This window comes from Myceligenerans indicum, from assembly GCF_016742955.1.
Taxonomy (GTDB): domain Bacteria; phylum Actinomycetota; class Actinomycetes; order Actinomycetales; family Cellulomonadaceae; genus Myceligenerans; species Myceligenerans indicum.
Genome location: NZ_JABBYC010000010.1, coordinates 52848 through 73073, shown reverse-complemented (window position 1 = coordinate 73073; position 20226 = coordinate 52848). Strand labels below are relative to the sequence as shown.

Below are 20226 nucleotides of genomic sequence, written 5' to 3'. Positions count from 1 at the left end.
TTCGGCGTGTGAGGCAGGATAGGGCTATGTTCCGAATCGGCCTCACCGGCGGGATCGCCGCCGGCAAGTCGGTCGCCACACGTCGCCTCGCCGATCTCGGCGCCGTCGTCGTCGACCACGACCAGCTCGCCCGCGCCGCCGTCGCCCCTGGATCGGTGGGTCTCGAGGAGATCGCCGAGGCCTTCGGCACCGGGGTGATCGGGTCCGGCGGCGAGCTCGACCGGCCCGCGCTCGGACGGCTCGTGTTCGCCGACGACGAGGCACGCGAGCGGCTCAACGCGATCGTGCACCCGGAGGTGCGGCGCCTGTCCGCCGAGCACGAGGCGGAAGCGGCGGCACGAGACCCGCAAGCCGTCGTCGTGCACGACATCCCCTTGCTCGTCGAGACCGGGCAGGCGGACGCGTTCCATCTCGTCGTCGTGGTCCACGCTCCTGCCGAGCAGCGGCTCGAACGGCTGGTCGAGGGGCGCGGCATGGCGCCGGAGGAGGCGCGGGGCCGCATCGCCGCACAGGCTCGTGACGAGGACCGGCTCGCCGCGGCCGACGTGGTGCTCGACGGCTCGGGGACGGAGGACGAGCTGAACGCTCAGATCGACGCCCTGTGGCAGCGGGTGCGGCGCGAGGTCGCGCAGGAGGCCGAGGCGGAGGCCGAGGACGTGGCACTGCACGACAGACGGGCGGCCGGGGCGTGAGGGCGCTCGTCACGGCCTTCGAGCCGTTCGGCGGGGACCAGGTCAACGCGTCGGCCGAGGCGGTGGCCCGGCTCGCGGCGGGCTGGGACGCGTCGGCCGAGGGCGCCGTCCTGGACACGCTGCTGCTGCCCGTCACGTTCGGCGGGGCCTTCGCACCGGTCCGGTCGGCGGTCCTGGCCGCGAGCGAGGCAGGCGCACCGTACGACGTGGTGTTCGGTGTCGGGCTCGCCGCACGGACGAGCCTCGTCCGTCTGGAGCGCGTCGCGATCAACGTGGCCGACGCGCGGATCCCCGACAACGCCGGCCAGGTGCCGGCCGACGAGCCCCTCGTCGAGGCGGGGCCCGCAGCGCACTTCACCGGGCTCCCCGTGAAGGCGGCGCTGGCCGCCCTGCACGACGCCGGTGTCCCGGCCGCGGTCTCCAACACCGCCGGTACCTTCGTGTGCAACGCGTTGTTCTACGCCCTGCGTGACGCGTTCGGTGACGGGGTGACGGGGTTCGTGCACGTGCCGCGGACGACGGAGGAGGCGGCGGACGACGATCCCGGACTCCCGCTGGAGACTCTGGCCGCCGCACTGCGGATCGTGCTGACCACGTCCCTGGCCGCGGCACGCGGGGAGGAACAGAGGACGGCGGCGGCAGCGGGAGCCGAGAACTGAGACATCGGCCCGCCCGCCGTTGCCGGACGGTCGAATGTCAGACAGTCGAACTACCGTAGGACCATGCGCCCCGTCACCGATCTGCAGCGGACCGTCGCCCCCATCGAGGTGGTCTCCGAGTACCAGCCCGCCGGAGACCAGCCGGCTGCCATCGCCGAGCTCACCGAGCGCATCCAGGCAGGGGAGAAGGACGTCGTCCTGTTGGGTGCCACCGGAACGGGCAAGAGCGCCACGACCGCGTGGCTCATCGAGAAGCTGCAACGGCCCACGCTGATCATGGCGCCGAACAAGACGCTCGCCGCGCAGCTCACGAGCGAGTTCCGCGAGCTGCTGCCGAACAACGCGGTGGAGTACTTCGTCTCCTACTACGACTACTACCAGCCCGAGGCGTACATCGCGCAGTCGGACACCTACATCGAGAAGGACTCCTCGATCAACGACGAGGTGGAACGGCTGCGGCACAGCGCGACGTCGTCCCTGCTGACGCGGCGGGACGTGGTCGTGGTGGCGTCGGTGTCGTGCATCTACGGGCTCGGCACACCGCAGGAGTACGTCGACCGTATGGTCCGGCTGGACATCGGCGACGTGGTGGACCGCGACGAGCTGCTGCGCAGGTTCGTCACCATGCAGTACACCCGGAACGACACCGCGTTCACCCGCGGTACCTTCCGGGTCCGGGGAGACACGGTCGAGATCATCCCGGTGTACGAGGAGCTCGCCGTGCGCATCGAGATGTTCGGCGACGAGATCGAGGCCATCCAGACGCTGCACCCCCTCACGGGTGAGGTGGTGCGCAGCGAGCAGAGCGTCTACCTCTTCCCGGCCACGCACTACGTCGCCGGTCCGGAGCGGATGGAGCGGGCGATCACGGGGATCGAGGCCGAGCTCGCCGAGCGGCTCGCCGAGCTGGAGGGGCAGAACAAGCTGCTGGAGGCGCAGCGGCTGCGCATGCGCACCACCTACGACATCGAGATGATGCGCCAGATCGGCACCTGCAGCGGCATCGAGAACTACTCGATGCACATCGACGGGCGCGAGCCCGGCACGGCGCCGAACACGCTGCTCGACTACTTCCCCGAGGACTTCCTGCTGGTCATCGACGAGTCGCACCAGACGGTGCCGCAGATCGGCGCGATGTTCGAGGGCGACATGTCGCGCAAGCGTTCCCTGGTGGAGCACGGCTTCCGCCTGCCGAGCGCCATGGACAACCGCCCGTTGCGCTGGGAGGAGTTCACCGAGCGGATCGGTCAGACGGTGTACCTGTCGGCGACCCCGGGCGACTACGAGCAGGCGCTCTCGGACGGTGTGGTCGAGCAGGTGATCCGCCCGACGGGTCTGGTGGACCCGCAGGTGGTGGTCAAGCCCACCACGGGCCAGATCGACGACCTGCTCGGCGAGATCCGTGACCGGGTGGAGAAGGACGAGCGCGTGCTGGTCACGACGCTCACGAAGAAGATGGCGGAGGACCTCACGGACTACTTCCTGGAGCGGGGGATCAGGGTGCAGTACCTGCACTCCGAGGTTGACACGCTCCGCCGCGTGGAGCTGCTCCGTGAACTGCGGCTGGGTGAGTTCGACGTGCTGGTGGGCATCAACCTGCTGCGAGAGGGCCTCGACCTGCCGGAGGTGTCCCTGGTCGCGATCCTGGACGCGGACAAGGAGGGCTTCCTGCGGTCCGGGCGGTCCCTGATCCAGACCATCGGCCGCGCGGCCCGCAACGTGTCCGGCCAGGTGCACATGTACGCGGACAAGATCACCCCGGCCATGCGGCAGGCGCTGGACGAGACCGACCGCCGCCGGGCCAAGCAGGTCGCCTACAACGAGGCGAACGGCATCGACCCCACGCCGCTGCGCAAGAAGATCGCGGACGTCACGGACATGCTGGCGCGGGAGGACATCGACACCCAGGAACTGCTCGCCGGCGGCTACCGGAAGGCACGGGGTGATTCCGGGCGCGGCAAGGCCCCGCTCCCGGGCACGCCGAAGGAGGGCGCCGTCACCGGCAACCGCCTCGCGGGCGCGGCGGCCGGCGAGCTGGCCGAACTCATCCAGGAGCTCACGGACCAGATGCACGGCGCGGCGGCGGAACTGCAGTTCGAGGTGGCCGCGCGCCTGCGGGACGAGATCTCCGGCCTGAAGAAGGAGTTCCGGCAGATGCAGGCCGCGACCGCCTGACCGGCTGCCGGGCGTCCCTGCGCCCGGGAGCGTGACGGCGGCGGGGGAGTGAGCACGCCCACCTTCTGCCGTCCCTTCGTGTGCCGTAGACTCTCCTGCGTTGGAGGGGAGTACCTCAGAACGGCTCGATCGTCAGTACGGGTGACAACGGCGTTACCCCGGGCGGGCCGGTCCGACGGCGGTCCCACCTGGCCCCGGCCAGGTCGGGGTCTCCTGCGGGCGAGGAAGACCTCCGGTGCTTTGTAATACGTACCGGAGGTTGCACGGCCCGTCGTGGGCCTCCGCGGAGTCTGTGAAAGGAAACGCGGATGACTCTCGAGTTGCCCATCTGGTTCGAAGCGGTGTCACTGAGCGCGATGATCGCCCTCCTCATCGCCGACCTGCTCGTCGTCGGGAGGCGCCCACACGTTCCCAGCACCCGCGAGAGCGCGATCTGGGTGGCCTTCTACATCGCGCTCGCGCTGGCGTTCGGCGGCGTGGTGTGGGGCGTCGGGGGTGCCACGCCGGCCGCCGAGTTCTACACGGGCTGGCTCATGGAGTACTCCCTGAGCGTCGACAACCTGTTCATCTTCGTGATCATCATGGCCCGGTTCGCCGTCCCGCGGCTCCAGCAGCAGCGGGTGCTGATGGTGGGCATCATCATGGCGCTCGTCTTCCGGGCCGCCTTCATCCTCGCGGGCGCGGCGATCATCGAGCGGTTCACGGCGATCTTCTACCTGTTCGGCCTCTTCCTCGTGTACACGGCGGTCAAGCTCGTGGTGGACGAGGTCAACGAGGTCGAGGAGGACTTCCGGGAGAACGCGCTCATCCGGGGCCTGCGCCGCGTGCTTCCGCTGGACCACCACTACGACGGCAGCAAGGTTCGCACCGTTGTGGACGGCAAGAAGGTCTTCACGCCGATGCTCGTGGTCTTCGTCGCGATCGGCTCGACGGACCTGCTGTTCGCCTTCGACTCCATCCCCGCGATCTTCGGCGTCACGAAGGACCCGTTCCTCGTGTTCTCCACGAACCTGTTCGCCCTGATGGGCCTGCGCCAGCTGTACTTCCTGCTGGGCAGCCTCATGGACCGGCTGGTCTACCTGCCGTACGCGCTCGCGGCGGTCCTGGGCTTCATCGGCGTGAAGCTCGTCCTCGAGGCCCTGCACACCAACAACCTGCCGTTCGTCAACGGCGGCGAGGGCTACGACTGGGCGCCGGAGGTGCCGATCTGGCTGTCGCTCACCGTGATCCTCGTGTCGCTGACCGTCGGCACCGTGGCGAGCCTCCTGTCCACGCGGAACGGGTCACGTACGGAGAAGTCCGAGGTGTCCGCCGGCAAGTGACGTCCCCGGTTTCCGGGGCGCCCGGGCGTCACCAGCCCCGGTCGCGCCACTCGGCCAGGTGCGGGCGTTCCGTGCCGAGTGTCGTGTCGACGCCGTGGCCCGGGTAGATCCAGGTGTCGTCGCGGTAGCGGTCGAAGATCCGGGTCGTGACGTCGCCCAGCAGGGTCGCGAAGCGGTCGGGGTCGCCGTGCGTGTTACCCACGCCCCCGGGGAACAGCGCGTCGCCGGTGAACAGGTGGGTGCGCCCGGCGACGGCGCCGGACTCGGAAACGTTGTCGGGCTCGGTGTAGGCGAGCGCGATGGAGCCCGGCGTGTGCCCGCGCAGCTGGATCACACCGAGCGTGATCTCGCCGAAGGTGATGTCGTCGCCGTCGGACACGGTGATGTCGACGGGGGTACCGGCGTCGTGCGCGATGGCGTCGGCATCGTCCGCACCGGCCACGGTTCGGGCACCCGTGACGGCGACCATGTCGGAGAGCGCCCCCAGGTGGTCGGCGTGCCGGTGCGTGGTCACGATCAGGTCGAGCGGAGGGCCCGCGTCCAGGGGGCCGTCGCCCGGCCCGTCGCCCTCGGACATGTCGATCAGGTCCATGAGCGACTGGGGGTCGGCGGCCGCGTCGATGAGCAGCTGCGCGCCGGTCGCGTGACAGGTCAGGAGATAGGTGTTGTTGTCCATCGGGCCGACGGCCATCTTGTGGATCGCCACGTCGTCGAGCAGGCGGACGTCGGGGTCACAGCCCGTGACAACATCACCGGTGTAGGGCGCCATGGAGGGAGTCTGCCAGGGTTGCGGTTGTCCGCGCACCTGGAGGTGCTGTTATCGGTGCCATCTTCGTGATCCCGGTGGCCGGTTCCCGTCCGTGCGGCCCTCACGGCAGGTCTCCGGTATCCGGCGGATGTTGCAAATCGGGGCGGATCACGACATCCTGCGGGCGGTCGGGTTGCACCCGGCCGGAGACACCACCACAACCACGAAAGGCAGGCATTCGTGAGCCTGAACCTCGACAAGCTCGTCGACAAGGACTTCCGGGGCAAGAGCATCAACGAGATCCTCGCCGCACCGCCGTCGGCGCTGCTCGGCCTGAGCCCCAACCACGACGAGGCGCTCGCCGCGCTCAAGATCAAGAGCGTCGGTGACCTGGGCAAGTGGCAGCACGCCGTGCACGCCCAGGCGCTCGTGACCCTGGCGCACGCCGAGGTGGCGGAGACCGCGGCGGACGCGTGAGCCACCGGCCCCCGCGCACGCGGGCGCGCGCCGGCTGACCCGGGCGTGCCGTCGTGAGGTGACGGCGCCCGTCCCCAGGAGTCTCCCGGGGACGGGCGCCGTCGCCGTCCCCGAGCCCTGCTCGGGCCGGCCACGCGGCCTGCTCGGGGCTCTCTCCCGGCGCTCGCCCGGCCTGGTCACCGGTGCCCCTCAGGACCCGGCACAATGGCCCGCATGACGACCTTCGCCGTGACCTACGTGTACGCCGACGACGACGCCGCGCTGGACGCACACCGCCCCGACCACCGTGCGTTCCTGCACGGCCTGCGCGCGGAGGGGACGCTGCTGGCCTCGGGGCCGCAGCCGGCGGCCGGAACGGAGGGCGGCGCGGCGGCACCGGCGGGAGCCCTTCTCGTTGTGGAGGCGGACTCGCGGCAGGCGGCGCTCGCAGCCCTGGACCGGGACCCGTTCTGGACGCAGGGCCTGGTCACGGAGCGTTCCGCGCGTGAGTGGACGGTGGTGATCGGCGGTTTCGCCTGAGGGCCCGCGACACCGTCCTCCCGAGTGGCGTAGAACACGCGTGCGAATGTCAGACTCTCGGCCTAGGATGCTCGGGTGAGCAATCGGCTGGTCGTATCTGGTGCGCGTGAGCACAACCTCAAGAACGCAGACCTGGATCTCCCCAGGGACGCGCTGATCGTCTTCACGGGGCTGTCCGGCTCCGGGAAGTCCTCGCTCGCCTTCGACACGATCTTCGCCGAGGGCCAGCGTCGCTACGTCGAGTCGCTGAGCGCCTACGCGCGGCAGTTCCTCGGTCAGATGGACAAGCCGGACGTCGACTTCATCGAGGGGCTGAGCCCTGCGGTCTCGATCGACCAGAAGTCCACGAACCGGAACCCGCGGTCGACGGTCGGGACCATCACCGAGGTCTATGACTACCTGCGCCTCCTGTTCTCCCGGGCGGGTACGCCGCACTGTCCGGTGTGCGGTGAGGAGATCCGGTCCCAGACACCGCAGCAGATCGTGGACCGCGTGCTGGAGCTGCCCGAGGGGACGCGGTACCAGGTGCTCGCCCCGGTGGTGCGGGGTCGCAAGGGCGAGTACGCCGACCTGTTCAAGGAGCTCACCGCCAAGGGCTTCTCCCGCGCGCGGGTCGACGGGGAGGTCGTCCAGCTCGCCGAGCCCCCGTCGCTCGAGAAGAAGCTCAAGCACGACATCGAGGTGGTCGTGGACCGCCTCGTGGCGCGCGAGGGGGTGCAGCGGCGGCTCACCGACTCCGTGGAGACGGCGCTGGGGCTGGCCGGCGGGCTCGTGATGATCGACCTGGTCGACCTCGACGCGGACGATCCCGACCGCTTCCGCAAGTACTCCGAGAAGCGCTCCTGCCCCAACGACCACCCGCTCGCGCTCGACGAGATCGAGCCGCGCACCTTCTCCTTCAACGCCCCCTACGGCGCGTGCCCGGAGTGCACGGGGATCGGCTTCCGCCTGGAGGTGGATCCGGACCTCGTCGTGCCGGACGAGGAGAAGTCGCTGCGGGACGGGGCGGTCATCCCGTGGGCGCAGACGTCCAGCGAGTACTTCGAGCGGGTGCTGACCGCGCTCGCCGAGGAGCTGAAGTTCGACATGGACGCGCCGTGGCGTGCACTGCCGCAGCGCGCGCGGGAGGCGGTGCTGCACGGTCGCAACCACGAGGTGCACGTGCGCTATCGCAACCGCTGGGGCCGTGAGCGGCAGTACTCGACCGGGTTCGAGGGTGTCATCACCTTCCTGGAGAGGCGGCACCGGGAGACGGACTCCGACTGGTCGAAGGACAAGTACGAGGCGTTCATGCGCGAGGTGCCGTGCCCCGTGTGCGACGGCGCCCGCCTCAAGCCCGAGGTGCTCGCCGTGAAGGTGGGCGGGCGGTCCATCGCGGAGGTGTGCCGCCTCCCGATCGCGGCCGCGGCCGAGTTCCTCAAGGGCCTGGAGCTGGGAGAACGCGAGCGGCAGATCGCGGCCGAGGTGCTCAAGGAGATCCACGCGCGACTCGGCTTCCTGCTCGACGTCGGGCTGCACTACCTCACGCTGGAGCGTCCCGCGGGCACGCTGTCCGGAGGCGAGGCGCAGCGAATCCGTCTCGCGACCCAGATCGGGTCCGGGCTGGTGGGTGTGCTGTACGTGCTGGACGAGCCCTCGATCGGCCTGCACCAGCGTGACAACAGGCGACTCATCGAGACGCTCACCCGCCTGCGGGACCTGGGAAACACGCTCATCGTCGTCGAGCACGACGAGGACACGATCCGCGCGGCGGACTGGATCGTCGACGTCGGCCCCGGCGCGGGGGAGCACGGCGGACGGGTGGTCCACTCGGGTGACCTGGCAGGCCTGCTGGGCTCGGCCGAGTCGGTCACGGGCGCCTACCTGTCGGGGCAGCGGGAGATCCCCGTCCCCGCCGTGCGCCGACCGGTGGACCCGGCGCGTGAGCTCACGGTGGTCGGCGCGCGTGAGAACAACCTGCGGGACATCGACGTGTCGTTCCCCCTCGGGGTGTTCACCGCGGTCACGGGCGTGTCCGGGTCGGGCAAGTCGACGCTGGTGAACTCGATCCTGCACACCGTGCTCGCGAACGAGCTCAACGGCGCGCGGCAGGTGGCCGGCCGCCATACCCGGGTCACGGGCATGGACCACCTGGACAAGGTCGTCCACGTCGACCAGGGGCCGATCGGGCGGACACCGCGCTCCAACCCGGCCACCTACACGGGTGTGTGGGACCGGGTGCGCAAGCTGTTCGCCGAGACCACCGAGGCGAAGGTGCGCGGGTACGGTCCGGGCCGCTTCTCGTTCAACGTCAAGGGCGGCCGGTGCGAGGCGTGCACCGGTGACGGCACGATCAAGATCGAGATGAACTTCCTCCCCGACGTCTATGTGCCGTGCGAGGTGTGCCACGGGGCGCGGTACAACCGCGAGACGCTCGAGGTGCACTTCAAGGGCAAGACCGTGGCCGATGTGCTCGACATGCCGATCGAGGAGGCCGCGGAGTTCTTCGAGGCGTTCCCCGCGATCTCGCGCTTCATGAAGACCCTGGTCGACGTCGGCCTGGGGTACGTCCGGCTCGGGCAGCCCGCCCCCACGCTCTCGGGTGGCGAGGCGCAGCGCGTGAAGCTGGCGACCGAACTGCAGAAGCGGTCCACCGGCCGCACCGTCTACGTGCTCGACGAGCCGACGACCGGCCTGCACTTCGAGGACATCCGCAAGCTGCTCGGTGTGCTCCAGTCCCTGGTGGACAAGGGGAACTCGGTGATCGTCATCGAGCACAACCTCGACGTCGTGAAGAACGCCGACTGGGTGGTCGACATGGGTCCCGAGGGCGGCTCAGGGGGCGGGACGGTCGTGGCCGAGGGCACGCCGGAGACCGTGTCCATGGTGCCGGAGTCGCACACCGGGACCTTCCTCGCGGAGATCCTCGACGGCACGGTGCCGGTGGGCGCCCTCGAGAACGGGGGCTCGAAGGCCGCCAGGGCCACCGGGACCGCGAAGAGCCGGGCGCGGCGGCGCAAGGCGGCCGTCGCGGGGTGAGGCGGGCGGTCCGGGTGCCTCAGACCAGGTCGTAGTCCACCCAGATGCGTGCCGCGGTGCGCTGCTCGGCGGTGCGAACCGTACCGCTGAACGCCTGCTCGCCGAGCCGGGGCTTGGTCGGCTCGATGTCGACCGTGCAGGTCTGCCCGGCCGCGGCCAGATGGTCGGCCTTCAGCCGGAACGCGCCGCATCGCCAGCGGGCGTCCGGCCCGGCCAGTTCGTCGAGCACCCGGTGGAACACGTCGAAGGAGGCGTAGCTGGCCATCGACACCGGCAGCGCCGGGAAGCCGTCGAAGTGACCCCGGCACATCTCTGCCGTGACGTCGAGTTTCGCGCTGCCCGACTGCTCGTGGACGGACACGTCGCGCACGGGCATGGCGCTTGCGTACGGGTTGTCGGGCCCTTTGGCGTCGGCCTCGCCGGGCGCCCCCATGAGGCGGTGGAACGTCGCAGCGGGCATGACCCGGTACTGCACGTCCATCCGGGCGATGAGGGCCCCGGCGGAGTCGCGCAGCTCGGTGTGCGCGACGACCTGCCGGCGGTTCTGGCCCTGGACGACGGCCGTCCCGGTCAGCGGGCCCGGCGCGGGCGTCTCACCGGCCGGGTACATCCGGCCCACGGCGCGGCTCGCGAGGTAGTAGTGACGGCGGCCCGGGGCAGGGCTGCTCGTGGCAGCCGCCGACAGGCCGAGAACGGCGAGATGGCGTCCGACCTCACCGACGCTGATGACCTGGGTCTGGCGTCCTGGTGACGCCTCGATGGGAACGGTGGCGGTGACCCGGCCGGGCCTGGTGCTGTGAAGGTCTTGAAGGGCGTAGTACGGTCTCGTGACGCAGATGAGCGGCGCGATGTCATCGTAGGTGGCCGTGGCGTTTGTGCTGGTCGGCACGGAAATCACCCCTGGGGTTTGCCGTGTGCGGGTGGCTACCGCTAAGACTCGCATATCCGGCAAAGAGGTCCTAGACCTTCGTGCTGATTCAGGAGGTGAAATCCTTCCCCACCAGGCGTTTCGCTGGTGTTACGCAACCTCTGCGTTGCGGAGAAAAAGTATGCCAAGCGCTGAACGCGCCGTGTGCGGTGTGAGACGCAGAACTGGCTGATTCATTGACTCCGCGTGACCATGGCCCGTGTGTGACCGTACTCGGGGCGGACGACTGGAGCGCGGTGCCGGAGGTTCCGGCGGCGCGCCTCGGTGTGACGAACGGCACAGTTGGTGACGTGTCCGCCTCTTGGCCAGGGCGGACGTCTCGATGCGGTCGGTCGGTGAACCGGATTCACGTGCGTCACGGTGAGGCGGGATCGCGGGACGCCGGGTCTGCGTCGTTCCACCGGTCCGGCAGTCCACCGGTCCGGCACTTCATCAGTCCGGCGGTCCGGCCCGCCCGGCACTCCACCGGTTCGGCGGCCCGGCCCACGCGGCGGTCCACCGGCCCGGCGGGCTCAGCCATGCCGAGCGGCGACGACCCCGGACGATCATGGGGCCGCGGCCCCGGACGCCCAGAGCTGACGAAGGCGGGCCTCGGCGGCATGAGCGCGGTCGTGATGCCTGCCGGGGGCGACCTCGGCCGTCACACGAGCCGCAAGGAGGTTCGGGGGGACGGCGCCGGCGTCGAGCAGGTCATGCCACTCGGCCGCGCCCAGGCTGACGAACTCCAGGCTCTGGATCGTTCCGATGGCCTCGAGACCGTCCGCCATCCCGGGGTGCGCGATGAGAGTCCGGAGCCGGGTGTGGCCGGCCAGTCCGGCGAGGGACATCCGGCGCTGCCGGACCGTGAGGACCTCAAGGTCCGCAGAGATCGGCCCGGCCGGGTCATCGCCGGAGGTGGCGTGGGTGTCGACGAACAAGGGCGGGAGCGTCGTGGCGTAGGTGCGCGGAAGACCCGCCGCAAGGTCATCACTCGAGATCCTCGCCTGCAGGAGTTGGCTCAGCGAGCCGGCCCAGACCTCCGCGCCGAACGGCTGGTCGGCGTCGGCGGTGTCCCACGCGATGATCTGCCCCACGGTGCCTCGTGGTCCAGGTGCCAGGTCGACGGAGATGTTCCAGACGTCCGCCGATCCGAACAGCACCCATTCGGCGGGATCGGACAGCGCCTGCACATGGCTGTCCGGGCCGGTGCGTGCTGCGGTCAACGACAGGCGTCCTCCGCTGCACCAGCGCCAGCGCGGCATGTCGCGTTCCGGGTCGTCGAGCGGGACCACGTGGAAGCCCGGCCAGCCGTCGCACCGGACGAAGCCGTCGGCGACCGTTCGGTACAGCGTGCGCAGTTCAGGTGGGAGTGTGACACCGAGGCGCTCCTCCGCCAGGCCGAGCTCGTGATCGGTCATGCCGGGGCGGGTGGCTTCGCCGCGTGCCCTGAGCAGGCCGGCGAGATCACCCGGATCGTTCTCGGCGCGCGGATGGTCGCAAGGCGGTGGAACGGCGCGACGCCGGTACGGTTCCGGCACGACACCGGCTTTCGCACGACGATGCCATCGTTTCGGTGCCAGACGTGGAAGTCGAGGAGTGAGAATGTCACCCGGGCGAAAGTAGTCGGCGACACCGACACGAGGGCGCTTGGCGCGACACGAGCACGGTACGTCGCAGCCATGGCCTGCGTCACACCCTCCGGATATCGTGAGCGCCATGAGTGGAGCCACGCATGACTATGCCGTCGAGGTGACCTGGACCGGCGCGGGGGAGACGGGGACGTCGTCGTACACCGCCTACTCGCGCGACCATGACGTGGTGCTGCCGCACAAGCCGGCGCTGCCCGGCACGGCGGACCCCGCGTTCCGCGGCGACCCGGGGCGGTACAGCCCGGAGGAACTGTTCGTGGCGAGCCTGAGCCAGTGCCACATGCTGTGGTTCCTGCACCTGGCCGCGTCCAGCGGGCTCGTGGTGCGTGAGTACACGGACTCCGCGACCGGGACGATGCGCGTCGAGTCGCGCGGGGAGGGCCAGTTCACCGACATCACGCTCCACCCCCGCATCGTGGTCGACGGCGGTGAGCTCGCCACCGACGAACAGATCGCCGCCCTGCACCACAAGGCCCACGCGATGTGCTTCATCGCGCGCTCGGTGAACTTCCCCGTGCTCGTCGAGCCGGCGCCTCTCGCGGCGGCCCACCACGCCTGAGGCGCTGCGCGGGCAGGACCGTCCCGTCGGCTCTGCCGCGCCACGGAAGCTCCCCCGCGGCAGCGGGTCCAAGCGGTCCGTCCCGGTTGGCGGGCAGACGTTCGGTCCGGTGAGAACCGATGTCCGTGCGGATGTCGAGAAGTCGCACCACGCTCCGTCCCAGGGGTGAGCGCGGCGCACCGGGTGCCGCGGCCTGATCTCAGGAGGCTCTCATGAACGCATCGTCCACCACGCCCGCCCGCCGGGTCGTCGCCAACATCTGCCTGACTCTCGACGGCTGCTACCACGGTCCGGGCGGGCCTGCCGACCTGGCGGCGGTCGTCCCGTACGCGACGACCGACGTGGCGCGCGACCACCTGGCCCGGTTCGTGGCGTCGTCGACGACGGCCGTGCTGGGCCGGTCCAACGCTGAGGGCTTCCTCGGCTTCTGGCCGTCCGTGATCGACGCCGAGGGTGCCGATCCTCGCGACGTCGCCTACGCGCGGTGGCTCGTCGAGACGGAGAAGGTGGTGCTGTCGACCACGTTGCGCGAAGCGCCGTGGGAGAACACGCGGGTCGTGAACGCCCCGGCCGCCGACGTCGTCGCGCAGCTGCGGGAGAACGGCGACGGCGACATCCTGGTCAACAGCAGCGTCAGCGTGATCAAGGCGCTCCTGGCCGCGGACGAGATCGACCGCCTGGAGATCCTGCTGGTGCCCGAGGTGGTCGGCGGCGGGGCGCGGCTGTTCGACGACGGGCTCGACGCGTCGACGTGGTCCCTGGCCCGCCAGGAGGCGGGCGAGGCCGGAGAGCTCAGCCTGACCTACGACCGCGTCCGCTGACAGGTCCGTCCGGCTCGGTGCGTCGTCGCCGGTCAGGAGCCGATGTCAGCTACCTGGCCTAAGGTTGCGGGCATGGCAGATCCGGCCACCTACCGTCCCCGGCCCGGCGAGATCCCCACCTCTCCGGGCGTGTACCGCTTCCGTGACGAGCACGGGCGCGTGATCTACGTGGGCAAGGCGAAGAACCTGCGTCAGCGCCTGTCCAACTACTTCCAGGACCTCGCGAACCTCCATCACCGCACCCGGACCATGGTGACCACGGCCGCGTCGGTGGAATGGACGGTCGTGGGTACGGAGGTGGAGGCCCTCGCGCTGGAGTACACGTGGATCCAGCAGTACGACCCGCGGTTCAACGTGAAGTACCGGGACGACAAGTCGTACCCGTACCTGGCCGTGACGCTGGGCGAGGAGATCCCGCGGGCACAGGTGATGCGTGGTGCCAAGCGCAAGGGCACCCGGTACTTCGGACCGTACGGCCACGCCTGGGCGATCCGGGAGACCCTGGACCAGGTGCTCCGGGTGTTTCCCATCCGTACCTGCTCGGCGGGCGTCTACCAGCGTGCCGCACGCTCGGGGCGGCCCTGCCTGCTGGGGTACATCGACAAGTGCTCGGCGCCGTGCGTGGGCCGGATCAGCCCCGAGGACCACCGGGACCTGGCCCTGGACTTCTGCGACTTCATGGCCGGCGAGACCAGGCGCTTCGAGAAGCGCCTGACGAGCGAGATGACCGAGGCCGCGCAGGCCATGGAGTACGAACGCGCCGCGAAGCTGCGTGACGACATCGAGGCGCTGCGCCGCGCCACGGAGAAGAACGCGGTGGTGCTCGGCGACGGCACCGACGCGGACGTGTTCGCCCTGGCGGGGGACGAGCTCGAGGCGGCCGTGCAGGTGTTCCACGTGCGCGGCGGGCGTATCCGCGGGCAGCGCGGCTGGGTCGTGGAGAAGGTCGAGGACGTCACGGACGCGGAGCTCGTGGAGCACCTGCTGCAGCAGGTCTACGGCGCGGCCGAGGACGGTGACCGGGAGGCCGTGCGCGACGCCGTCCCGCGGGAGGTTCTGGTCCCGGTCATGCCGCCGGATCCGGGCCAGGTCACGGCATGGCTCACCGGCCTGCGCGGCTCCCGCGTCGACCTGCGGGTACCGCAGCGCGGCGACAAGAAGGAGCTCGCCGCCACCGTGCTGCGCAACGCCGAGCACTCCCTCGTGCTGCACAAGACCCGGCGTGCCGGCGACCTCACCACGCGCAGCCAGGCGCTCCAGGAGATCCAGGAGGCGCTCGACCTGGACAGCGCCCCGCTGCGCATCGAGTGCTACGACGTCTCCCACACGGGCGGCACCTACCAGTCGGCGTCCATGGTCGTGTTCGAGGACGGCCTGCCGCGCAAGAGCGAGTACCGCACGTTCAGCGTGCGCGGCCCCGACGGCGACGGCGCCCGCGACGACACCGCCGCCATGCACGAGGTCATCACCCGGCGCTTCAAGCGCTACCTCGCCGACCGGCTCAGGTCCGGCGACGTCGAGCTCGCGTCCGGCGAGATCGATCCCGACGACGCCCCGCCCGAGGACACCAAGCGGTTCGCGTACCCGCCGAGCCTCGTCGTGGTCGACGGCGGTCCACCCCAGGTCGCCGCCGCGGCACGTGCCCTCGCCGAGCTGGGTGTCACGGACGTCGCCCTGTGCGGGCTCGCCAAGCGCCTCGAGGAGATCTGGGTGCCCGGCGACGACTACCCGGTCATCCTGCGGCGCTCCTCCGAAGGCCTCTACCTGCTGCAACGCGTTCGGGACGAGGCGCACCGGTTCGCGATCCAGGCCCACCGCAAGCGCCGCAGCAAGGGCATGGTCGCCTCCGTCCTCGACGACGTCCCGGGGCTCGGCCCCGCCCGCAAGAAGGCTCTCCTGTCCCACTTCGGCTCGGTCAAGAAGCTGCGCGCCGCGAGCGTCGAGGAGATCGCGACCGTCCGGGGCATGGGAGAGGCCACGGCGACCGCCGTCGTCCGCGCCCTCGCCCCGTCGGGCGAACGGGAGGACGCGGTGGCCTCCGGCGAGGCGGAACGGCGGTAGCGGCCCCGGGACTGGCATGCTGGAGGCATGAACGAACCGTCCCCGACGACCGCGCCGTCGGGCATCGCGGCGATCGACGCGGCAGCGTCCTCCGTTCCCGACGATCCCCAGCCCGAGGTCCTGATCATCACGGGCATGTCCGGCGCCGGCCGGTCACGTGCCGCGGCCGTGCTGGAGGACCTGGACTGGTACGTGGTGGACAACCTTCCGCCGATGATGCTCGTTCCCCTGGTGGACCTGATGAGCAAGGGGTCGACGATCGACTGCGTCGCGGCCGTCGTCGACGTGCGCGGCCGCGAGTTCTTCAGCGAGCTGGACAAGGTCCTCGCGCACATGAGCGAGCGCGACGTCGCCTACCGCATCCTGTTCCTCGACGCGTCGGACGAGGCGCTGGTGCGGCGCTTCGAGCAGGTGCGCCGCCCGCACCCGCTGCAGGGCGACGGCCGGATCCTCGACGGCATCAGCGCCGAGCGCTCCCTCCTGGCCACGATCAAGGAGCGCGCCGACATCTCCATCGACACCTCCGACCTGTCGGTGCACGACCTGTCGCGCGAGATCCGGCGGGCCATCGCGGACCCCTCCCAGGAGACGCTTCGCATCACTTTGCTCTCGTTCGGCTTCAAGTACGGGATCCCCCTGGACGCGGACCACGTCGTGGACGTACGGTTCCTGGCCAACCCCTACTGGATCACCGAGCTGCGACACCTGACCGGCCACGATGCTCCGGTGCGGGAGTACGTGCTCGCCCGGCCCGGGGCGCTCGAGTTCGTGGACCGGTACGCGTCGGCACTCGAACCGGTGCTCGCGGGCTACCTCCACGAGGAGAAGCGCTACGCCACGATCGCCGTGGGCTGCACGGGCGGCAAGCACCGCTCGGTCGCGATGGCTGATGCCATCGCGGAACGCCTGCACGCGGCCGGGCATCGCGTACGGGTCACGGCACGCGATCTCGGACGTGAGTAGGAGCGCAGGAAGGTGCCGATGAGGCCAGAGTGGAGCAAGAACCCGGCGGTCGTGGCGCTCGGCGGAGGGCACGGGCTGTCGGCCTCGCTGTCCGCCCTGCGTCTCATGTCCGACCGGCTGACCGCGGTCGTCACGGTGGCCGACGACGGCGGATCGTCCGGCCGGCTGCGTGACGAGCTGGCCGTGCTCCCACCGGGAGACCTTCGCATGGCGCTCGCCGCGCTGTGCGACGACTCCGAGTGGGGGCGGACGTGGAGCGCGATGCTGCAGCACCGGTTCCGGTCCGAGGGAGACCTCGACAACCATGCCGTGGGCAACCTGCTCATCGTGGCCCTGTGGGAGCTGCTGGGTGACCCCGTTGCCGGCCTGGACTGGGTGGGCAAGCTCCTGGGCGCGCGCGGGCGGGTGCTGCCGATGGCGTCGGTGCCTCTGGTCGTGGAGGCCGACGTGCGCCGGGCGTCGCACGAGACCGGGCCGGGGCGTCCGGAGGTGGAGACCGTGGTGGGCCAGAGCCGTGTCGCGGTGACCGACGGACGCATCGAGCAGCTCCGGCTGCTGCCGCCTGACCCGCCGGCGAGCAAGGAAGCGGTCGAGGCGGTGATGGAGGCCGACTGGGTGGTGCTGGGGCCGGGGTCCTGGTACTCATCGGTGCTGGTCCATCTCCTGGTGCCGGACCTGGCGCAGGCGCTGCACGACACCTCGGCTCGCAGGTGCGTGACCCTGAACCTGTCCGCGGAACGGGGGGAGACGGCGGGGCTGACGGCGGTCGACCACCTGGAGGCCCTGCACAGGCACGCGCCCGGTCTGAGGATCGACGCGGTGGTGGCCGATCCGTCGGTGGTCGAGGACGTGTCCGAGCTGCAGGCTGCCGCCGGATGCATGGGCGCCAAGCTGCTGATGCGTCAGGTGCGTCGCGGCGACGGGACGGCTCGCCACGACGCGCTGCGGTTGGCGGCTGCCTATCGGGACGTGTTCGAAGACGTTTTCGGAGACGTCTAGCTCACGGACGCCTAGAGTGTGGCCGTCGCAACACGCCGGGACATTTCACGCGGCCCTCCGCGATTCTCCCGATGGCAAGAGCCCGGGTCCGTGGCAGGATGGCGGCCATGGCGCTCACGGGACAGGTCAAGGAGGAGCTCGCACGGGTGCGGGTGGCGAAGACATCGTGCCGCAAGGCCGAGGTGTCCGCGACGCTGCGGTTCTCCGGTGGGCTGCACATCATCTCGGGCCGGGTCGTGATCGAGGCCGAGCTGGACAACGAGTCCGCCGCCACGAGGCTGCGCCAGGCGATCCAGGAGCTGTACGGGCACACCAGCGAGCTGATCGTGGTCCAGGCGGGTGGTATCCGCAAGTCGTCGCGGTTCGTGGTCCGGGTGGTGCGCGACGGCGAGTCGCTGGCCCGGCAGACGGGCCTGCTCGACGGACGGGGCCGGCCGGTTCGAGGACTCGCGCCGGAAGTGGTGTCCTCGGGCGTCGCGGAGGCCGAGTCCGTGTGGCGTGGGGCGTTCCTGGCGCACGGGTCGCTGACGGAGCCTGGCCGGTCCATGTCGCTGGAGGTCACCAGCCCGGGGCCGGAGGCGGCGCTCGCGCTGGTCGGCGCGGCGCGCCGCCTGGGGGTGCCTGCCAAGTCGCGCGAGGTTCGCGGGATCGACCGGGTGGTGATCCGGGACGGTGACGCCATCGCCACGATGCTGCGCAGGATCGGTGCTCCCGAGACGCTGACCGTGTGGGAGGAGCGGCGGGCGCGGCGCGAGGTGCGTGGCACGGCGAACCGCCTGGCCAACTTCGACGACGCCAACCTGCGTCGTTCTGCCCGGGCCGCGGTCGCTGCCGGTGCCCGGGTGCAGCGGGCCTTCGAGATCCTCGGTGACGAGGTGCCGGATCACCTGAGGCAGGCCGGGGAGCTGCGCCTCGCGCACAAGCAGGCCTCGTTGGAGGAGCTGGGCCGACTGGCCGACCCGCAGCTGTCCAAGGACGCCGTGGCGGGCCGCATCCGCCGCCTGCTGTCCACCGCGGACAAACGCGCCATGGAGCTGGGGCTCCCGGACACCGAAGCCGGGCTCAGCCCGGACCTCCTGGACATCTGACGGGCCACGGCGCTCCCGGGCCGCTCAGCGCGGTGCTCCCGGTCCTTCCCGGCCGGAAGCACGGGTGTCGCCCCCGGCCGCCTGTCCGTCCTGTTCGGCGGCGCGGGCGATGTTGCGCTGCATCCCGCCGAAGACCACGGCGTGGAACGGGCTGATGGCCCACCAGTAGAGCTGCCCGGGAAGGCCGCGCGGGGAGAAGATCGCACGCTGCCGGAAGGTCGGACGCTCCCCGGGCTCGCCCTCCACGGACAGTTCCAGCCAGGCCAGGCCCGGCAGGCGCAGCTCGGCGCGCAGCCGCAGCAGGCGGCCCGGCACGATCTTCTCCACCCGCCACCAGTCGAGCGCGTCGCCCGGGGCGAGGTGGTGCGGATGACGCCGGCCGCGGCGCAGCCCGGGCCCGCCGAAGAGGCGGTCCATGACACCCCTGGCCACCCAGCCCAGCCGCCAGGAGTACCAGCCGTTCGCCCCGCCGATTCCCTCGACGACGGCCCAGAGCGCCTCGCGGGTGGTGTCCACCGTGCTCGACCTGTCGTCGACGAGCAGGCTGCCGCCGGCCCAGTCCGGGTCGTCGGGCAACGGGTCGGACGGGGCGCCGGGAGTGGACGCGGAGACCCAGCTGGTGCGCACGTCCAGTTCCCGGATCCGTTTCAGGGCCAGCGAGACCGCCGTGGCGAAGTCCGTGAGCCCGCCGGGAGGGTCGGGCACGTACTGCTTGATGTCGTCCTCCTGGGCGACCACCTCGTGCACCAGGGAACCCACCAGCGGCCGTGCGATCGCCGGGGGTACGGGCGTGACCAGGCCGACCCACAGGCTGGCCAGCCGGGGTGTCAGTACCGGGACGGCGCGGATCAGGCGGTGGTGCAGTCCCGCGGCGGCGGCGTAGCCCTGCATCATCTCGCGGTAGGTGAGCACGTCCGGCCCGCCGATGTCGAAGCCCCGGCTGACCGTGGCGGGGACGCTCGCCGCGCCCACGAGGTAGTGGAGCACGTCGCGCACCGCGATGGGCTGGATGCGGTTCTCGATCCACCGGGGTGCCACCATCGCGGGCAGGCGCTCGGTGAGGTAGCGCATCATCTCGAAGGACGCGCTCCCGGAACCGAGGATGACGGCGGCGCGCAGCACCACCGTCGGTGCGCCGCCGTCGAGCAGGATCTCCTCCACCTCCCGGCGCGACTCCAGGTGCGGGGACAGGCGTTCACCGCGCGGGTACAGCCCGCCGAGGTAGACGACGCGACCCACCTCCAGCTCCCGGGCGACGACGGCGAACCCGCGCGCCGTGCTGCGGTCCCGCTCCTCGAACCCCGGGCCGCCGCCCAGGGCGTGGATCAGGTAGTAGGCGACGTCCACGCCGTCCAGCGCACGGCGCAGGTCCGCGCGCGACGTCGCGTCCCCGCAGATCACCTCCACGTCGCGGGACCAGTCGCGTGAGGCGATCCTCTCTGCGTGCCGGGCCAGCACCCGCACGTCGTACCCGGCGGCCAGGAGCTCGGGTACCAGCCGCCCGCCGATGTACCCGGTCGCTCCGGTCACGAGGACAAGGGTCATGGCGACCGCACCGCCTTCCGTCCC

At 70.9% G+C, this 20226-nt stretch carries 17 protein-coding genes; 13 read left to right on the top strand and 4 right to left on the bottom strand.

Features of this window, described 5'->3' with window-relative positions:
• Positions 1 to 26: 26 nt before the first annotated feature.
• The 4 genes from coaE to HGK34_RS08545 all read left to right on the top strand — a co-directional run bounded on the left by coaE (position 27) and on the right by HGK34_RS08545 (position 4848).
• On the top strand, positions 27 to 692 hold the full coding sequence (gene coaE / locus HGK34_RS08560; RefSeq protein ID WP_201846163.1) for a dephospho-CoA kinase: 666 nt from the start codon (positions 27 to 29) through the stop codon (positions 690 to 692).
• Positions 689 to 1351, top strand: a complete 663-nt coding sequence (locus HGK34_RS08555) for a pyroglutamyl-peptidase I (protein ID WP_201846162.1) — start codon at positions 689 to 691, stop codon at positions 1349 to 1351. Before coaE ends, HGK34_RS08555 begins: the two co-directional genes overlap by 4 nt.
• Before the next feature lie 63 nt (positions 1352 to 1414).
• A complete protein-coding gene (gene uvrB / locus HGK34_RS08550; RefSeq protein WP_201846161.1) occupies positions 1415 to 3526 on the top strand; it encodes an excinuclease ABC subunit UvrB in 2112 nt (703 codons plus the stop codon).
• A gap of 308 nt (positions 3527 to 3834) precedes the next feature.
• Complete coding sequence (locus tag HGK34_RS08545; RefSeq protein WP_201846160.1) at positions 3835 to 4848, top strand: TerC/Alx family metal homeostasis membrane protein; 1014 nt, start codon at positions 3835 to 3837, stop codon at positions 4846 to 4848.
• Positions 4849 to 4876: 28 nt separating this feature from the next.
• Here the strand turns inward: HGK34_RS08545 and HGK34_RS08540 are convergent, their stop codons facing one another.
• A complete protein-coding gene (locus HGK34_RS08540; RefSeq protein ID WP_201846159.1) occupies positions 4877 to 5617 on the bottom strand; it encodes an MBL fold metallo-hydrolase in 741 nt (246 codons plus the stop codon).
• 219 nt (positions 5618 to 5836) lie between these two features.
• On the opposite strand from HGK34_RS08540, the gene HGK34_RS08535 reads away from it, so the two are divergent.
• The 3 genes from HGK34_RS08535 to uvrA all read left to right on the top strand — a co-directional run bounded on the left by HGK34_RS08535 (position 5837) and on the right by uvrA (position 9610).
• A complete protein-coding gene (locus HGK34_RS08535) occupies positions 5837 to 6073 on the top strand; it encodes a hypothetical protein (RefSeq protein WP_201846158.1) in 237 nt (78 codons plus the stop codon).
• A 213-nt stretch (positions 6074 to 6286) separates the two neighbouring features.
• On the top strand, positions 6287 to 6592 hold the full coding sequence (locus tag HGK34_RS08530) for a YciI family protein (RefSeq protein ID WP_201846157.1): 306 nt from the start codon (positions 6287 to 6289) through the stop codon (positions 6590 to 6592).
• A gap of 75 nt (positions 6593 to 6667) precedes the next feature.
• Positions 6668 to 9610 (top strand): excinuclease ABC subunit UvrA, encoded by a 2943-nt coding sequence (gene uvrA / locus HGK34_RS08525; protein ID WP_201846156.1) that lies wholly within the window; start codon positions 6668 to 6670, stop codon positions 9608 to 9610.
• A gap of 19 nt (positions 9611 to 9629) precedes the next feature.
• On the opposite strand, the gene HGK34_RS08520 is transcribed toward uvrA, so the two are convergent.
• Entirely contained in the window at positions 9630 to 10499 is an 870-nt protein-coding gene (locus HGK34_RS08520) for a hypothetical protein (RefSeq protein WP_201846155.1), read from the bottom strand.
• Between the two features lie 584 nt (positions 10500 to 11083).
• Entirely contained in the window at positions 11084 to 11935 is an 852-nt protein-coding gene (locus HGK34_RS08515; RefSeq protein WP_201846154.1) for an SMI1/KNR4 family protein, read from the bottom strand.
• A 298-nt stretch (positions 11936 to 12233) separates the two neighbouring features.
• Here HGK34_RS08515 and HGK34_RS08510 point away from each other — a divergent pair, with 298 nt between their 5' ends.
• The 6 genes from HGK34_RS08510 (at position 12234) to whiA (ending at position 18657) form a co-directional block, all read left to right on the top strand.
• Complete coding sequence (locus HGK34_RS08510) at positions 12234 to 12725, top strand: OsmC family protein (RefSeq protein ID WP_201846153.1); 492 nt, start codon at positions 12234 to 12236, stop codon at positions 12723 to 12725.
• Positions 12726 to 12937: 212 nt separating this feature from the next.
• The gene (locus tag HGK34_RS08505) at positions 12938 to 13546 is read left to right on the top strand and encodes a dihydrofolate reductase family protein (protein ID WP_201846152.1); all 609 of its coding nucleotides are present in this window, start codon (positions 12938 to 12940) and stop codon (positions 13544 to 13546) included.
• Positions 13547 to 13618: 72 nt separating this feature from the next.
• A complete protein-coding gene (gene uvrC, locus HGK34_RS08500; RefSeq protein WP_201846151.1) occupies positions 13619 to 15607 on the top strand; it encodes an excinuclease ABC subunit UvrC in 1989 nt (662 codons plus the stop codon).
• Positions 15608 to 15634: 27 nt separating this feature from the next.
• Positions 15635 to 16570 (top strand): RNase adapter RapZ, encoded by a 936-nt coding sequence (gene rapZ, locus HGK34_RS08495; protein ID WP_201846150.1) that lies wholly within the window; start codon positions 15635 to 15637, stop codon positions 16568 to 16570.
• 18 nt (positions 16571 to 16588) lie between these two features.
• On the top strand, positions 16589 to 17569 hold the full coding sequence (locus tag HGK34_RS08490; RefSeq protein ID WP_201846149.1) for a gluconeogenesis factor YvcK family protein: 981 nt from the start codon (positions 16589 to 16591) through the stop codon (positions 17567 to 17569).
• A gap of 107 nt (positions 17570 to 17676) precedes the next feature.
• Positions 17677 to 18657: a DNA-binding protein WhiA gene (whiA, locus tag HGK34_RS08485; RefSeq protein ID WP_201846148.1), complete on the top strand. Its 981-nt coding sequence runs from the start codon at positions 17677 to 17679 to the stop codon at positions 18655 to 18657.
• 24 nt (positions 18658 to 18681) lie between these two features.
• Here whiA and HGK34_RS08480 read toward each other — a convergent pair whose 3' ends face one another.
• Complete coding sequence (locus tag HGK34_RS08480) at positions 18682 to 20202, bottom strand: SDR family oxidoreductase (protein WP_201846147.1); 1521 nt, start codon at positions 20200 to 20202, stop codon at positions 18682 to 18684.
• Positions 20203 to 20226: the final 24 nt, after the last annotated feature.

What these genes read in the sequence shown, in the direction of transcription:
- coaE (WP_201846163.1), top strand. Translation starts at nt 27, where the DNA reads ATGTTCCGAATCGGCCTCACCGGCGGGATCGCCGCCGGCAAGTCGGTC.
- uvrB (WP_201846161.1), top strand. Translation starts at nt 1,415, where the DNA reads ATGCGCCCCGTCACCGATCTGCAGCGGACCGTCGCCCCCATCGAGGTG.
- HGK34_RS08545 (WP_201846160.1), top strand. Translation starts at nt 3,835, where the DNA reads ATGACTCTCGAGTTGCCCATCTGGTTCGAAGCGGTGTCACTGAGCGCG.
- HGK34_RS08540 (WP_201846159.1), bottom strand. Translation starts at nt 5,617, where the DNA reads ATGGCGCCCTACACCGGTGATGTTGTCACGGGCTGTGACCCCGACGTC.
- HGK34_RS08530 (WP_201846157.1), top strand. Translation starts at nt 6,287, where the DNA reads ATGACGACCTTCGCCGTGACCTACGTGTACGCCGACGACGACGCCGCG.
- HGK34_RS08515 (WP_201846154.1), bottom strand. Translation starts at nt 11,935, where the DNA reads ATGACCGATCACGAGCTCGGCCTGGCGGAGGAGCGCCTCGGTGTCACA.
- HGK34_RS08510 (WP_201846153.1), top strand. Translation starts at nt 12,234, where the DNA reads ATGAGTGGAGCCACGCATGACTATGCCGTCGAGGTGACCTGGACCGGC.
- HGK34_RS08505 (WP_201846152.1), top strand. Translation starts at nt 12,938, where the DNA reads ATGAACGCATCGTCCACCACGCCCGCCCGCCGGGTCGTCGCCAACATC.
- uvrC (WP_201846151.1), top strand. Translation starts at nt 13,619, where the DNA reads ATGGCAGATCCGGCCACCTACCGTCCCCGGCCCGGCGAGATCCCCACC.
- rapZ (WP_201846150.1), top strand. Translation starts at nt 15,635, where the DNA reads ATGAACGAACCGTCCCCGACGACCGCGCCGTCGGGCATCGCGGCGATC.
- HGK34_RS08490 (WP_201846149.1), top strand. Translation starts at nt 16,589, where the DNA reads ATGAGGCCAGAGTGGAGCAAGAACCCGGCGGTCGTGGCGCTCGGCGGA.
- whiA (WP_201846148.1), top strand. Translation starts at nt 17,677, where the DNA reads ATGGCGCTCACGGGACAGGTCAAGGAGGAGCTCGCACGGGTGCGGGTG.
- HGK34_RS08480 (WP_201846147.1), bottom strand. Translation starts at nt 20,202, where the DNA reads ATGACCCTTGTCCTCGTGACCGGAGCGACCGGGTACATCGGCGGGCGG.